The sequence below is a fragment of the Pseudomonas sp. NKUCC02_KPG genome (genome assembly GCF_019345465.1).
In the GTDB taxonomy this organism is placed as follows: domain Bacteria; phylum Pseudomonadota; class Gammaproteobacteria; order Pseudomonadales; family Pseudomonadaceae; genus Aquipseudomonas.
Genome location: NZ_JAHKRC010000019.1, coordinates 36,420 through 51,766, shown reverse-complemented (window position 1 = coordinate 51,766; position 15,347 = coordinate 36,420). Strand labels below are relative to the sequence as shown.

General features: G+C 58.0%; 11 protein-coding genes. 5 read left to right on the top strand and 6 right to left on the bottom strand.

The features are described 5' to 3' along the window. Nucleotides 1-155 precede the first annotated feature (155 nt). Both KO536_RS21610 and KO536_RS21605 read right to left on the bottom strand, forming a co-directional pair. The gene (locus tag KO536_RS21610; RefSeq protein ID WP_257623031.1) at nucleotides 156-5,069 is read right to left on the bottom strand and encodes a SpvB/TcaC N-terminal domain-containing protein; all 4,914 of its coding nucleotides are present in this window, start codon (nucleotides 5,067-5,069) and stop codon (nucleotides 156-158) included. Between the two features lie 481 nt (nucleotides 5,070-5,550). Further along, nucleotides 5,551-6,411: a MurR/RpiR family transcriptional regulator gene (locus tag KO536_RS21605; RefSeq protein WP_173667433.1), complete on the bottom strand. Its 861-nt coding sequence runs from the start codon at nucleotides 6,409-6,411 to the stop codon at nucleotides 5,551-5,553. A gap of 205 nt (nucleotides 6,412-6,616) precedes the next feature. Here KO536_RS21605 and zwf point away from each other — a divergent pair, with 205 nt between their 5' ends. From zwf to KO536_RS21590, 3 genes are read left to right on the top strand one after another with little or no spacing between them, the layout of a single operon-like run. Beyond that, nucleotides 6,617-8,086, top strand: coding sequence for a glucose-6-phosphate dehydrogenase (gene zwf, locus KO536_RS21600; RefSeq protein ID WP_219262906.1), 1,470 nt, complete (start codon nucleotides 6,617-6,619; stop codon nucleotides 8,084-8,086). Then, the gene (gene pgl, locus KO536_RS21595) at nucleotides 8,073-8,786 is read left to right on the top strand and encodes a 6-phosphogluconolactonase (RefSeq protein WP_219262905.1); all 714 of its coding nucleotides are present in this window, start codon (nucleotides 8,073-8,075) and stop codon (nucleotides 8,784-8,786) included. The genes zwf and pgl overlap by 14 nt, the downstream gene beginning before the upstream one ends. A gap of 17 nt (nucleotides 8,787-8,803) precedes the next feature. Next, nucleotides 8,804-9,469, top strand: coding sequence for a bifunctional 4-hydroxy-2-oxoglutarate aldolase/2-dehydro-3-deoxy-phosphogluconate aldolase (locus KO536_RS21590; RefSeq protein ID WP_133077279.1), 666 nt, complete (start codon nucleotides 8,804-8,806; stop codon nucleotides 9,467-9,469). Nucleotides 9,470-9,570: 101 nt separating this feature from the next. Here KO536_RS21590 and KO536_RS21585 read toward each other — a convergent pair whose 3' ends face one another. Further along, nucleotides 9,571-10,761: an aminotransferase class V-fold PLP-dependent enzyme gene (locus KO536_RS21585; RefSeq protein WP_219262903.1), complete on the bottom strand. Its 1,191-nt coding sequence runs from the start codon at nucleotides 10,759-10,761 to the stop codon at nucleotides 9,571-9,573. Nucleotides 10,762-10,772: 11 nt separating this feature from the next. Beyond that, nucleotides 10,773-11,009, bottom strand: a complete 237-nt coding sequence (locus tag KO536_RS21580; RefSeq protein ID WP_019829144.1) for a DUF3820 family protein — start codon at nucleotides 11,007-11,009, stop codon at nucleotides 10,773-10,775. 207 nt (nucleotides 11,010-11,216) lie between these two features. Between KO536_RS21580 and KO536_RS21575 the strand changes: the two genes are divergently transcribed. After that, on the top strand, nucleotides 11,217-11,684 hold the full coding sequence (locus KO536_RS21575; RefSeq protein ID WP_133077281.1) for a PA2169 family four-helix-bundle protein: 468 nt from the start codon (nucleotides 11,217-11,219) through the stop codon (nucleotides 11,682-11,684). A gap of 133 nt (nucleotides 11,685-11,817) precedes the next feature. Here the strand turns inward: KO536_RS21575 and KO536_RS21570 are convergent, their stop codons facing one another. Both KO536_RS21570 and KO536_RS21565 read right to left on the bottom strand, forming a co-directional pair. Beyond that, entirely contained in the window at nucleotides 11,818-12,288 is a 471-nt protein-coding gene (locus KO536_RS21570; RefSeq protein ID WP_019829146.1) for a MaoC family dehydratase, read from the bottom strand. Nucleotides 12,289-12,364: 76 nt separating this feature from the next. Continuing rightward, complete coding sequence (locus KO536_RS21565; protein ID WP_133077282.1) at nucleotides 12,365-13,309, bottom strand: alpha/beta hydrolase; 945 nt, start codon at nucleotides 13,307-13,309, stop codon at nucleotides 12,365-12,367. Nucleotides 13,310-13,518: 209 nt separating this feature from the next. On the opposite strand from KO536_RS21565, the gene fadD2 reads away from it, so the two are divergent. Then, a complete protein-coding gene (gene fadD2 / locus KO536_RS21560) occupies nucleotides 13,519-15,207 on the top strand; it encodes a long-chain-fatty-acid--CoA ligase FadD2 (RefSeq protein ID WP_133077283.1) in 1,689 nt (562 codons plus the stop codon). Nucleotides 15,208-15,347 lie beyond the last annotated feature (140 nt).

Genomic DNA, 15,347 nt, shown 5'->3' with positions numbered 1-15,347 from the left:
GCGTTGGCTATCGAGACTCGTCGTCCATTACGAGGCATTTGTACTGTCAAGAATGACCAGTTTTTTCAAGGGGAGCGCTAACGCCTGTGTTTCATCGCTACCCGAGAATGCGACTTTGAAAATCACCGTGAACGTGCTGCCGTCAGCCAGTTGCATCAGGTAGCTGGCGGGGGGGACGTCGCAATGTTCAGATCAAGGACCTGCGAATTGAGCACCTCGCTTGTGCGTGTCACGGTATAGGCCACTTCCACCGTTTTGCCGATGTTGGCAGCCACGGCTGTTTTTGGAATATCAAACAGCACTCGACCTGTCGCACTGCCTTGTTTTGCTGCCAGCGAAGGTGAGCCTGCACCGGCGACACCACTCCAGCTCATCGTAATGCTGTCGGTGGCCAGCATGCCCGGGTACTCAACCCGCACCGTTGCGCCTTCAAGGGCTTGCATCGGATCGAGCCGGTTGCCGCGCGCCTGCAATACGCTGGCGACTCTCGGGTGTTCCAGTGCCTCTTGATACAGGTCGTTCTCATCCTCGGCAATGGTGTACCAGTTCATGTACGTCTGGCGGCGCCAATAGCCACTGGCGGTAATGGTTTTGGTGGGGCGCCCCAGGGGGTCATAGAACTGCTGGTCGCTGTAGCCGAACTGGCGGAACGACTCATCGTTGATGTAACGGTATTGGTTCGCGAAATAAGGCCGGTAGATGCGAACGGCCAGCCCTTTGTTGTTGTATTCCACACGCTCACTGACGCACCAGCGCTCGGTGGCCTGCACTTGAACCGGTTCACCGCCCTGGGTTATCAGGTTGCCCTTGTCGTCGTCGACGGCGTAGGCCAGGCCCGGTTCGACTTTCTGTTTGCTTTGCAAGGCACGGCCAAAACCATCCGAGGCGCTCAGCGACATCCTCACCTGTTTATCGGGATCCCCCGGATAGCGGTCAGCTTGCAGAACGGCACTGTGTGCCGGTTCGCGAGGCAGGGCCAGCAAGGCTGAGCAGGTCTGGGCCGGAATCTGGCTTACAGGGTAATCACCCTTGGCCAGGCGCTTGCGCGCACTGGCACGCAAATGTCCGGAGGGCATCAGCACGCCCAGCTCAACTCCGTTGGGTAACAGGTCCGGCGGGGCTTGGCCCATCCAGCTACTGCTTTCGTAGAAGAGTGCGGTTGCCAGATCGCCCATGACCGAGCTGTCGGCAATGGCCTGGGCGGCGCTTGCCGGCACCCACGAATGACTGTCCATGTTGCCAAAGCCGACCTCTTTAACGGCTTGGGTGCCTTCGTCCCATTCGGTGCCCCAGAAGGTGGTCAGCACCACACGGCCCATCCCGTCGTAGCGGGCCTGGCTGACATTCTGATTGGGGTCGCGAATCCATTTGACCTGCAACGTGCTGTAGTCATGGACTGCATCGGTCACGCCGTCGTCAGGTGCCGTGAATCTGACAGGCAATAGCCAGAGGCTGTCATAACTGACCTTCGATGGCTTGACCCATGCGACCGCTTTTTGCTCAAGCACCGTGTTGAAATGCTCGACCCCGGCAAAGGTTGTGTATCCCGTGCGCGCTGCCCAAAGGCTGGTGGACGTGTCAACGGTATTGCTGGTTGGCCGCCACAGTCCGACATCGACATAGCCCGCTGTTTCGAGTCGGGCTTTCACCTCGCCAGGGGTGCTGCCCAACAGGTTTTTGTCTGCGCCCTGATCATCTTTCACGACGTAGGCTTGCAGGGCAGCGGCATCCAGCTGGCCCTGTTCGCTGTATTCAGGCAGCGCATCGAAGTTCACCGTGCCGTCCGTGCAGCCCTGGTATTGCACGCGGCTCTGGCCCGCCAGCATGCGCTGGCCGTTGGCCGGGTCTTTGCCCAATGGCGATTGCGGACCAAGAAAGGCTTCGTAACCGATGACGTCGACCGACGGATCGTCAGCGGGCACAACATAGGCGCTCGCCTGGCTGCGGTAGGGCAGGCCCAATCGCAGGTAATCGGTCTGGTGGATATGCAAGACCCGTTCACGCATCTCGCTCAGGTAGAAGCACAGTTGGGCGTCATCCCTGGCATCCATCCACCAGCGCCGCAAATGGGCGTGCTCTTCATCGTCGGGATAGGGCGGTTGTGCGCTGGCACGGCGGGCATAGGCGACGCTGACGCCGTGGCTGACAGTGCCATAGTCATCAATGGCCAGGGTGATTTGGTGCTGGCAAAGCGGGTCATCGGCCAGGCGCTCGTACTGCAGGCTGCGTTGCTCGATGACAAACCCCAGCATGACGCTGTAAGGCGCAACGTCGGAGCGCGCTTGCAGCAGGCGAACGCCAAACCGGCTTTGCGTGACGCTGTAAGGCACGGCGTTGCCATCGACGCCCAGAGTTTCGGCGCGTAACACCGAGCCGCTCAAGGTTCTGGCCGCGTCGCGCAGTGTCGGGGCATCCCAGTCAGTGTGCGTTTGCTCGGTGCCATCAATGTGTTGGGTACACAGGGTGTTGCCCAGCGGTGCCAGTTGGATATCACCGGCCCAGGCATCAGGCACGTCCATATGCAAGGTTTTGCCGGTGTGGAACCAGGTCTTGCTCTGTACGGGTGCGCTGTAGCCCTCGGTATCGCTGGTGACAGCCTCGGTGTCGGTTTGCAGCAGCAGTCCAAACCCGCGAAATTCCCGTTCCACGCCATCGTAATAGCCGTGCCGATAGCTAAAGAACTGGGACAAATGGTTGCCGGTAATCTGGTCGAACTGGCGCTGCTCGCTGACCAGATGCATTGCGAAGGGCAATTCCGATACGGCCAGGGACGGATCTGGCAGCAGGGCTTTTTCGTCCAGCCATTCCTGCGCCGATGAGCGATACACCACCTCGCCCCCGGCGCCCATGTTGTTGTCCGAGGCACACAGCAAATACGGTTTGTTGCCAGCGACAAAGTCACAGCGCCAATGCTCGGGTCGCAGCTGGGTGCTGTGGGTACTGCTGGTCACGACCAGGCTGGAGCAGCCCAGCCCTTGCAGGTCGGCCACGCTGACTCGGGTCAAGGACTCGTACTTCAGTCCTTCAGGCAAAGTGATCGTGACAGGGGCGGCGAACCCGTGTCCGCTGAGGTTCATGAAAACCTGCACCGAATCACTTTGCAGGTACAGGATGTCGACCGCGCCCGAACCGTCCAGGTCGGCGAGGCGGACATGGGCAGGGTTGAACTCGCCCGCAAAGTCCAGCTTGCCAAAGTTGACCGGTTCGCCAAATCGGCCGCGCCCCAGGTTCGGGAAGCAGCGCACGGATTGGGCGGTGATATGGATCAAATGCTGCTGCCCGGAGCCCAGCATGTCACTGAACGCCATCAGTTCGCAGCGTTGGTCACTGACCGCGGGCAAAGGCGTCTCAGAGCTTGAGCGGCTGACGTCGACGGGGTTGTCGAAGCCCTTGTCTTTCAAATTCACATACAAGCGCACGCTGCGGGTCCCGATCATTGCCAGGTCCGACAGGCCGTTTCCCATCAGGCTGGCCAGCTGTGCCTGCGGGTGGAAAAACTCGGTGGGGAAGGCCGCGTAGGGCGTGAAGTGGTTCCATTGCTGGTCGGTATCCAGGGTGAAAAACCCCGCTAAGGACGGTTGGGCCACCAGCCAGTCGAGCTTGCCGTCACCGTTGATGTCGGTGAGCACCTGCAGCGTTGGCGAGTTGTTGTTGGCGACCGGAATCTGTTTGAGCTGCTCCTGGGCCGCGTAACTCACCGCGTTTTTATTCGGGCCGGGCATCGGATGACGGATGGGGCGACGGTAGTACCAGGCGTTTTGCAGGCGATAGAGGATCCCGGCCAATCCGTCGCCAAACAGATCCACCAACTGGTAGTTATCGGCATCGATGCCAGGGCTCTGGGGGGGCGTCTGCTCGGTAAAAAACGGTGAGAACGTTGCGGACTCCGGGGTGAAAGTGAAGGGGGTGTAGTCGAACTCTTGCGGCGGGTTGAATTGCGCTTCTTGCCCGACATAGCCGATGACGTGGGCCGCGGTCAGCAAGGACACGGCCGGTTCCTGGCGGTATTCCAGTTGCAGGCGCTGTACCAGCGAGGGCTCGCCCTGGAGCAGGACAGGGCCGCTATTGTCCGGACCATCGGCGCACCAATGGAACATCAGCACCTGATGGCACAGTCGCAGCGTGCGCTCTTCGAACCCGTAGCGGTAATTGCTGACCGGATCGGCCCGCAGCGGCCACTGCGTACCCGGGGTTTGGGGGTACAGGGGCTTGACCGTCAGTCGGGCATCACATTCGCCATAGTCGAAGACCAGATCAAACAGCCAGGTGGGTACCACCGGCTTTTGCAGCAAGAAGGGCACCCGATCCCCTGTCAGGTTGCCGTATCGCACCCGTTGCAGGTAACGATGGGTGCTGCTGTCGCGGCCTAGCCAGGTATCGGCTACTGGACCGGTCAGTGTGTTCAGCGATGCATCGTTCTCAGAGATGTATTCGTACAGCACGTGCTCGCCATTGGCGGCGACCGACTCTTCAAGAAGCCACTCGGCCACCCAGGTCGAGGCGCCCCGCAGGTGTTGCAGGCGGGCGTTGTGACTGTGGCCGTACACATGAACGCTGCCGTCCGCGAGCTGGATCAACCAGAACGAGTCGGTTGCACCGACATAGTGTTCGAACGTGCTGAAGTCGCCTTCTACCCGTGGACGGTAAGCGGTCACTTGATAGTTTTCAGGCAGCTGTCGGTCGCGAAACAGTGAAGTGTCTCGGGTGATGATCTGGCCGCTGGCATCCCGTTGCGCCAATAACACATCGCCACTGGAGGAGAGGTAAACCGGCTCGGCCAAATGGCCATTGGAGTCGGGCTCGAACTGAGGTGTTTGCAGACTGGTTTGCCGGCTGATCGAGGGGCGGTTGATGGACCAGCCCTGACCAAACTCGGTGCGCCCACCGCCACTGCTGTAGCTCAGGCTTAGTGCGGGGGCATAACCGCGACCTGGAGTAATGGGCAGCGGGATTGCCAATGAAGCGGCACCGGTAAAACCTACGGCTCCCCAGCCCTTGCCAATGCTTTGAATGGCGCCGCCGCCTTTAGGCAGTGAGGGTGCGGAAATACTGAGCGGTTCTTGGGCCATGATCATGAGCTCCTGCCACGGGGACTTTTCAGATAGATCGATCTGAATGTGTAGGGGCAGGAGCAGCAGACGCAGCAACGTCTGAACCCCGTTTCAAAAAATGACCCCGAGGTGTTCACGTTATGACTGTTTTCGACAGCTGTAACCTGTCATATCTGACAGTTAAACGTCTTTGGAACTACAGCTTTATAGGCGGTAAGGGAGCGATTGCTTTAGAAAACAGGGGCTGGAAAGAGGAGGGGGGGAAGAGCAGGGCGCTGCCGCTTGTCGGCTGGCACGGTAGTCGTATTTGTAGCCGCCGAGGAGCGTAGCGAGGCTGCGATCGGCGGCGCAGCCGTCGTAAAGTCAGCCTCCCAGTTTAATCAGGCAAACCGTGTATTGCGGTTTAACGACCGCTACGCGGCCGATCGCAGCCTGCGGCAGCGGCTACAAAAGCGGGCAGGCGGTGAATGTGTAGCCGCTTAGGAACGTAGCGAGGCTATCAGTTGAACTCGTCGCCTACCGGGTAGCGGCTGGCATTGAGGCTTTCCTTGATTTTGCGCAGGTGCGGCTGGAAGTCCACGCCCCGGCGCAGGGTCATGCCGGTGGCAAGTACATCGAGTACGGTGAGCTGGATGATGCGCGAGGTCATCGGCATATAGATGTCGGTGTCTTCGGGCAGTGGAATGTTCAGGCTCAGGGTACTGGCCTTGGCCAGTGGCGAGTTTTCTGCCGTCAGGCCCAGCACTGAAGCGCCGTTGGCTCGCGCAATGCGCGCCACTTCCACCAGCTCGCGGGTGCGTCCGGTGTAGGAAATAATCACGAACAACTCACCGGTATGGGCCACGGACGCGATCATGCGTTGCATCAATACGTCGGCATGGGCGGTGACCGCCAGGTTGAAACGAAAGAACTTGTGTTGTGCATCCAGCGCCACCGGAGCCGAAGCACCCAGGCCAAAAAAGTGGATTTGCCGGGCCTGGATCAGCAAGTCGACGGCGCGGCTGATAAGGTTCGGGTCCAATGCCTGGCAAGCGCTGTCCAGTGAGGCAATGGCGCTGCCGAAAATCTTTTGGGTGTAGGCTTCGGGATTGTCGTCGGCTTCGACCGCGCGGCTGACATAGGCTGCGCCGCTGGCCAGGCTTTGTGCCAGTTGCAGCTTCAGTTCAGGGTAGCCGCTGACGCCAAATGAACGGCAGAAACGGTTAACCGTCGGCTCGCTGACCGAAGCCGCCTGAGCCAGTGCTGCGATGCTGAATCGGGTTGCCTGCTGCGGGTTCTGCAAAATGATTTCAGCCACTTTGCGCTCGGCCTTGTTCAGGTCTTCGAGGCGGCCCTTGATCTGTTCGAGTAAATTTCGCACGCGGTCCATTTATGATCCTTGGGTCAGCGATGCAAGAACCGCTCTAAAGCGGTTCTGGAAGGTGGCCTATCCTACTGGTGGCCTGTGATGACCACTAGCAGGAATCTGTATTTTGAGAAAATGTTGTGTTTATTACTACATTTTTCCTTGAGTGATGCCTTGAAAAAAGGTATTTGTAGCTTAACTTGATAAAAGAACAAACATCATGCCTTCGATTACGGTTGAACCGTGCACCTTTGCCTTGTTCGGCGCCCTTGGCGATTTGGCCTTGCGCAAGCTGTTTCCTGCTTTATACCAACTGGACCGCGCCGGTCTGCTCCATGCGGATACGCGCATTCTCGCCCTGGCCCGTGAGCCGGGCGAAGCCACTGCGCATCTGGCGCACATCGACAGCCAGTTGCGCCAGTATCTGGGCGAGAAGGAAATCGAAGTTGAGGCGCTGACCCGCTTCCTGGCTCGGTTGAGCTACCTGCATGTGGATTTTTTCAAGACTGAAGATTATGTGCCTCTGGCAGAGCTTGCCGGAACAGAACAACGCCTGATTGCCTACTTCGCCACACCGGCTGCGGTTTACGGCGCCATTTGCGAGAACCTGTCGAAAGTCGGCCTGGCTGAAAATACCCGCGTGGTGCTGGAAAAGCCCATCGGCTCGGACCTCGAGTCGTCGCGCAAGGTAAACGACTCCGTGGCGCAGTTCTTCCCCGAGAACCGCACCTACCGCATCGACCACTATCTGGGCAAAGAAACGGTCCAGAACCTGATTGCATTGCGCTTTGCCAACAGCCTGTTCGAAACCCAGTGGAACCAGCGCTACATCTCCCACGTTGAAATCACCGTGGCCGAGAAAGTGGGCATCGAAGGTCGTTGGGGTTATTTCGACAAGGCCGGCCAGCTGCGCGACATGATTCAAAACCACCTGCTGCAGTTGCTGTGCCTGATTGCGATGGACCCGCCAGCGGACCTGTCGGCTGACAGCATTCGCGACGAAAAGGTAAAAGTGCTCAAGGCCCTGGCCCCGATCAGCGCCGAAGGCCTGACCACCCAAGTGGTGCGCGGCCAGTACATCGCAGGTTACAGCGAAGGCCAGTCAGTGCCGGGTTATCTGGAGGAAGAAAACTCCAACACCCAGAGCGACACCGAAACCTTCGTTGCGCTGCGTGCCGATATCCGTAACTGGCGTTGGGCGGGTGTGCCGTTCTACCTGCGTACCGGCAAGCGCATGCCACAAAAGCTGTCGCAGATCGTGATCCACTTCAAGGAACCGTCGCACTACATCTTCGCCCCGGAGCAGCGTTTGCAAATCGGCAACAAGCTGATCATTCGCCTGCAGCCGGACGAGGGTATTTCCTTGCGTGTGATGACCAAGGAGCAGGGCCTGGACAAAGGCATGCAACTGCGCAGCGGTCCGTTGCAATTGAATTTTTCCGACACTTATCGCAGTGCGCGGATCCCGGATGCCTACGAGCGTCTGTTACTCGAAGTCATGCGTGGCAACCAGAACCTGTTTGTACGCAAAGATGAAATTGAAGCGGCATGGAAATGGTGCGACCAGTTGATCGCGGGCTGGAAAAAGTCCGGTGATGCGCCCAAGCCGTACGCGGCGGGTTCCTGGGGACCGATGAGTTCCATTGCATTGATTACGCGGGACGGGAGGTCTTGGTATGGCGATATCTGATTTGAAACTGCCTGAGGGTGTCCATGCGCACACCTTCAAGAACCCGGCGTCCATGGCCGAGGGGCTGGCAATAAGCGTTGCCGGGCAATTGAACCAGGCCATTGCCAGTCAGGGCGTTGCGACGCTGGTGGTGTCTGGTGGTCGCAGCCCGGTGGCGTTTTTCGAGAGCTTGATCAAACAACCGATCGACTGGTCGAAAGTGGTCGTCAGCCTTGCCGATGAACGCTGGGTGCCGGTTGAACATGCCGACAGCAACGCTGGCCTGCTCAAGAAGCATCTGCTGCGAGGCCCGGCTACCAAGGCCCGTTTTGTCGGCTTGTACAACGCGGCTGCGACAGTTGAAAAGGCTGCACTGGAAGCGGATCAGGGCCTGGCCGAGCTGCCGCCGATTGATGTCCTTATTCTGGGCATGGGCGATGACGGGCATACCGCGTCGTTGTTCCCCAACAGCCCGAACCTGACCGAAGCCCTGCAACTGGACAACCCTCGTCGTTGCTGGGCGATGCTGGCGCCTACGGTGCCGCATCAACGCCTGAGCATGAGCCGCAGCCTGCTGGCGAGCGCCAGGCACAAGGTGCTGTCGATTCAGGGACAGTCCAAATTGAACACCCTCAACGAAGCGCTGGGGAGCAACGATGTTGCCGCCTTGCCGATTCGTGCCTTTCTGCAACCTACGTTAGAGATTTACTGGTGCCCATGAGCCAAGGATCAGCTGCCATGACAACAACAATTGCGAACGTATCGATGGCGGATAAAGTCGCCCTGATCGACAGCCTCTGTGACCGTGCACGCATTCTGCCGGTGATTACCATTGCTCGCGAACAAGACATTCTGCCATTGGCAGATGCGCTGGCGGCAGGTGGCCTGACGGCCCTTGAGGTGACTCTGCGCTCGGCGTTCGGCCTCAAGGCCATCCGCATTTTGCGAGACCAGCGCCCTGAACTGGTGACGGGAGCGGGTACTGTGCTGGATCGGCACATGCTGGCGGCGGCTGAAGAAGCCGGTTCGCAATTTATTGTCACCCCAGGCATCACCCGTGACCTGCTCCAGGCCAGCGTTGCCAGCGACATCCCGCTGCTGCCGGGTATCAGCAATGCCTCCGGGATCATGGAAGGCTACGGGTTGGGCTACCGTCGTTTCAAACTGTTCCCGGCTGAAGTCAGTGGCGGTGTGGCCGCGATCAAGGCATTGGGCGGCCCGTTCGGTGAAGTGAAATTCTGCCCGACTGGCGGTGTCGGTCCGGCCAATATCCGCAGCTACATGGCGTTGAAAAACGTGATGTGCGTGGGTGGTAGCTGGATGCTGGACAGCGAGTGGATCAAAAACGGCGATTGGGCCCGTATCCAGGAATGCACCGCTGAGGCGCTTGCTCTGCTGGATTGATGTTTTAGTACGAATAGTTGTGTGTTCTACGGTTTTTGGTGCGCTTGGTCGGCGCACCTTTTTTTTGCCTGAAAAACACATGGTCGGTGATGTGGGAGCGACTAATTGCCCTGCGACAGCTCTCGCAACGCGTTGACCAGCTGATTGATGTCATCCAGGGTGGTAGTGAACCCAACGGTAATCCGGATGCAGCTGCCACACGCCGAGCCATTGCGCGCGACGGTGAACAGGTTGTAGTCCTTGAGCAGGCGCTCAACCATCGGCTGCTGATCCTGCACATGGGTAAAGCGCAGCGAGGTAATCGCGCAGCGCAGTCGCGGATCATCCTCGATCAGCACTTCAATCCCCAGCATTTTTCGCGCTTCACTGACCCACAGGTCGCGCAGGTAGTTCAGTCGTGCCCCTTTGGCCTGTGTGCCTCCCATGTCCTGGTGCTCCTGCAACACTTTGGGCAGGGTCAGCCAGGCCGGTATGTTTGGCGTGCCATAGGGTGAGCGGTTGCGAATGTCCGGCTCGGGGTAATGCTGGTTGCCCATGTCGGGGTCAATATCGGCCAGGCGCCGGGGGTCGATGTACATGAAGCCCAGGGTCAGCGGTCCGCCGATCCATTTGTGCAGGTTGTACCCCGCAAAGGCGACGCCCAGAGCCTGCAGGTCGAACTCGATCTGGCCCAGGGCGTGGGCGCCGTCAAGGATCACGTCCACACCATGAGATGTGGCCGCCGCGACAATGTCCTGCACGGGTAATACAAGCCCGGTGCGGTGGGTGACGTGGGTGAGCGCCATCAGTTTGATCCGTGGGTGACGGTCAAAGGCTTCGCGATAACTGGCCACCAGACTTTCATGGGTGGCGGGGTGCTTGTGGGATATTTCAATGACCTCAAGCCCGCGCTGCTGTGCGACCCAGCGCATCGCATATTCGACGCTGTGGTACTCCAGGTCGCAGATCAGTAACTGATCGCCGGGCTGCAGGCGGTTGTAGTTGCGAATCAGCGATTGCAGGGCATCGGACGCGCGCGAAGTCAACGCGACGCCGGACGGGGCAACGCCCAGCAGGTCAGCGAGCTGGTCGCGGATCTCAATGCTCTGAGTCTCATCGAAGTGCTGGCGCACCGGTAGCGAGTTGTTGCGGTTAATAAAGTCGACAGTGCGCTGATAGTCCTGCGCCACGTCGCGAGTCATGCGCCCGAAGTAGCCGTTCTCCAGATTGATCGGGCCGGGAGCTACGTCGTAGCGCTCGGCGATGGCGTGCCAGAAGTTTTCGTCGCGGGCGTTATCTTCAATCCTTGGCATGGGCAACTCTATTAGTGACGGGGTTTGGGTTTCGAGTGTTTGGCGCGTAATGGGTCGAGCAGGTCCGACAGGCCGTTGTGATCGATCTCTTGCATCAGGGCCAGCAAGCCGCCCAGTTCACCGTGGGGGAAGCCCTGGCGGGCAAACCAGTTCAGGTACTGGCCGGGCAGGTCGGCGATGATTCGGCCCTTGTATTTGCCGAAGGGCATCTCGCGAGTGATCAGGAGTTCGAGTTTTTCGGGGTTCATGCAAAGGCCTTCAGGAGCGTAACGCGATGGAATGAAAATACAGGCAATTTGCATGAAGGCCAATTGACAGATCATGCATATAAACCGGATACAGTTTTTTTGTGTTTTTTTAAGGTATTGATATTCAAGCATTTTATTTAATTCAAAAACTGGCACGAGCCCTGCAGTCTCTATTGCACGATCCTCAACCTTGTAAGGAATTGAACAATGACTGACCTCAATAAAGAAGCCATTAGCGTCCTGAACGATTTGATCGAAACCAGCAAAGACGGTCAGGAAGGGTTTAAAACCTGCGCCGAAGACATCAAGCACCCAGAGCTCAAGGCGCTGTTTGCCAAGCGCTCAGCCGAATGTGCAGCCGCTGCTGCCGAGTTGCAGGCTCAGGTACGCGCTTTGGGCGGCGATCCTGAAACCAGCACCAGCGTGGCCGGTGATTTGCACCGCCGTTGGGTAGACGTGAAATCCGTGTTTACAGGCAAGGATGAAGAAGCGGTGCTCAACGAAGCCGAGCGCGGCGAAGATCATGCCCTGAAAGCCTACAAGGAAGCGCTGGAAAAAATCAGCAAGCACAATCTGGTAGGTATTCGTGATCTGGTAGAGCGTCAGTTGCATGGCGTGCAACGCAATCACGATCAGGTCAAGGCCTTGCGTAACGAGGCACGTGCCCGGGCTTGATTAGCCCGGGGCGGGTAGATCCAGTTTAGATCTACAGCGGGAGCGGGCTTGCTCGCGACAGCAATAACCCGGTATGAGGCATGTACCGGGTTGATTGCATCGCAAGCAAGCCCGCTCCCGCATGCATTGGGTTTTAGCCAATGCTGATTGCCGGTAGCACCGGCAAGGTCACGGTTTGTTGTTTGCGTGGCGCAATGATTTCAGCCTCGCCATCAACGACAATTTCATCGCGCTGATTGAAGACACGGGTCGCAATGCGCACGCGAAATTTTGGCAGCTTTTCCAGAATTTCCAGACGCACGGTGAGGGTGTCACCGATTTTTACCGGTTTCTGAAAGCTCATTTGCTGGCCGACATAGATAGTGCCAGGGCCCGGAAGTTCGCAGGCCACGGCAGCACTGATCAGTGCGCCACTGAACATGCCATGGGCAATGCGCTCTTTGAACATGGTCGCAGCCGCGAACTCAGGATCGAGGTGCACAGGGTTGTGGTCGCCGGACATGGCCGCAAAAAGCTGAATGTCGCGCTCTCCGACGGTCTTGCTGTAGCTGGCAGTCTGGCCGACTTCGAGGGCTTCGTACGGGGTGTTGGTAACCTGGGTCATCTAGCGCATGTCCTGTGACGAGTATTCGGTTTTAAGATATTGATTTTAAAGTACTTTATAGCGAAATTGTGGTTGCTCATTCGCTGCGCAGCGGGCGGGTATGGCTCAATGCATGATTGAGCCAGGCGATCACATCCGCCATCACTGCGTCGCGATTGGTTTCGTTGAAGAGTTCGTGCCGCGCTTGCGGATACAGATTCAGCTGCAACTGGCGATTGCCGGCATCTCGCAAAGCCTTGGCCAGATCAGTGAGACGCTTGCCTTCACTCACCGGATCACATTCGCCGCCCATTATCAGTAAAGGCAGGCCTGGATCGATCTGAGCGAGATTGGACGCTTTGCTGATTTGCTGCAACCCGCCAAGCAAATCGATCCATAGCTGGTTGGTGCACCGAAACCCGCACAGAGGGTCGCTGGCATAGGCATCGACCTGCGCCGGATCACGGCTAAGCCAGTCATAAGGTGTGCGATTGGGCTTGAAGGCTTTATTGAAAGAGCCGAAGGACAGCCACTCGATCAACGCACTTCGACCTTTTGGTCCCTGGCGCAAACGCTCGAAGCGGGCGATCAGGCTGGCTGCACGATAGAGCGCCACCGGCTGGAAATTTGAGGCGCTGAGAATGGCGCCTTGCAGGCTGGCACTGTGATGCATCAAGTACGCCTGGGCGATGTAGCTGCCCATGCTGTGGCCCAGCAGGAAAATCGGCACCCCGGTGTGAGCCTGGCCGATGTGTTGAGCAAGGCTGGCCACATCGCTGACGACTGCGCACCAGCCATCATTGTCGGCAAAGTACCCCAGAGTCCCCTGTTCGGCCGTTTTGCCGTGTCCGCGCTGGTCATGGGCATACAGTCCAAAACCGGCATCATTCAGGGTTTTGCCCAGGAGGGAATAACGACCACTGTGCTCGGCCATGCCATGAGCCAGCAGGACTATGGCCTTGGGCGTGCCAGCAGGCAGCCACTGGTTAACGAAAAGACCACTTCGGTCATTCGCGTCCAGCCAAAAAGTCTCAGGGGTCATGGCAGTTCCTTCATTTGTTGTCGTAGCAGTGTATAGCGCATTTGCAGAGCGGCCACTTATCAAGGAGTCGTGTTGTAATAAGATTCAAGATGTAAATGGCGAAGATCGCTGTATTTGCCTACAACTTGATAACTGTTACCGTCCGCAAGTTCCGCTTTTCACGAAGTGAAAGTTGCGGCAAGACACGCTCAGGTACGAGGATAAAAATAATGCAACCTGATTTCTGGAATGACAAACGTCCCGCCGGGGTACCGCTGGATATCGATATGACGACCTACAAATCGGTCGTTGACGTGTTTGAGCGCTCCTGCAAGAAATTCGCGGACCGCCCGGCCTTCAGCAATCTGGGCGTGACCATCAGCTATGCCGAACTGGAGCGCTACAGTGCTGCTTTTGCCGGTTACCTGCAGGAACACACCGATCTCAAGCCCGGCGATCGTATCGCCGTGCAAATGCCCAATACCCTGCAGTACCCGATTGCCGTATTTGGTGCGATGCGTGCGGGGCTGGTGGTGGTCAACACCAACCCGCTCTACACCTCGCGCGAGATGCACCATCAGTTCAAGAGCGCCGGGATTCGTGCGCTGGTGTACTTGAACATGTTTGGCAAGCGCGTGCAGGAAGTGCTGCAAGACATCGAAATCGACTACCTGATCGAAGCCAGAATGGGCGACATGATGCCGGCCGTAAAAGGCTGGGTCACAAATCTGGTGGTCGACAAGGTTAAAAAGCTGGTGCCGGCCTATCAGTTACCCCAGGCGATCCCCTTCAAAAATGTTTTGCGCCGTGGCGCGGGTCAGGTTATCCGCCCGCTGACGACATCCCTGGATGACACCGCGGTGCTGCAATACACCGGCGGCACCACCGGCTTGCCCAAGGGCGCGATGCTGACCCATGGCAATCTGATCGCCAACATGCTGCAACTGCGTGCCTGCCTGTCCCAGCATGGCCCGGATGGTCAGCCGATGCTCAAGGACGGCCGCGAGATCATGATCGGCCCATTGCCGCTCTACCATATCTATGCTTTCACCGCCAATTGCATGGGGATGATGGTCACGGGCAACCATAACGTCCTGATCACCAATCCGCGCGACATCAAAGGGTTTATCAAGGAGCTCAAAAACTGGAAATTCACTGGTTTCCTGGGCCTTAACACCTTGTTTGTTGCGCTCATGGATCACCCTGACTTCAAGACCGTGGATTTCTCCGGGCTCAAAATCACCAACTCGGGCGGCACGGCGCTGGTCAAGGCCACGGCAGAGCGTTGGGAAAAACTCACGGGGTGCCGGATTGTTGAAGGTTACGGGCTCACTGAAACCTCCCCGGTGGCCAGTGCCAACCCTTGCGGTTCACTGGCAAGGCTGGGGACGGTGGGCATGCCGGTTCCCGGTACGGCCATGAAGGTGATCAGCGACGAAGGTGTCGACCTGGGCCTGGGCGAGAGAGGCGAGTTGTGCGTCAAAGGCCCTCAAGTGATGAAAGGCTACTGGCAAAACCCCGAGGCCACGGCCGAAGTACTGGATGCCGAGGGCTGGTTCAGGACCGGTGATATCGCAGTGATTGATCCGGATGGTTTTGTCCGTATTGTCGATCGCAAAAAAGACCTGATCATCGTCTCCGGTTTCAATGTGTACCCCAACGAAATTGAAGACATCGTGATGGCCCATCCAAAAGTGGCCAATTGCGCGGTCATTGGCGTACCGGACGATCGCACCGGGGAGGCGGTCAAATTGTTTGTCGTGCCTCGTGCAGGCGGAGTGACCGTTGAAGAACTGAAGGCTTACTGCAAGGACAACTTCACCGGTTATAAGGTGCCCAAGCAAATCGTGTTGCGCGATTCCTTGCCCATGACCCCGGTGGGCAAAATCCTGCGTCGCGAGTTACGAGATATCGCCTGATTCGTTCAGCCTGGCGACAGACGCCCGCTTGCCTTGAGGCAGTGGGCGTTTTTTTCAGCCATGAAAATGACCAATCGTTATCGATAGCCCCAAATGAATGATCTGTGAGGCCCGATATAGAGGGGTTTTGTCGTTAATAG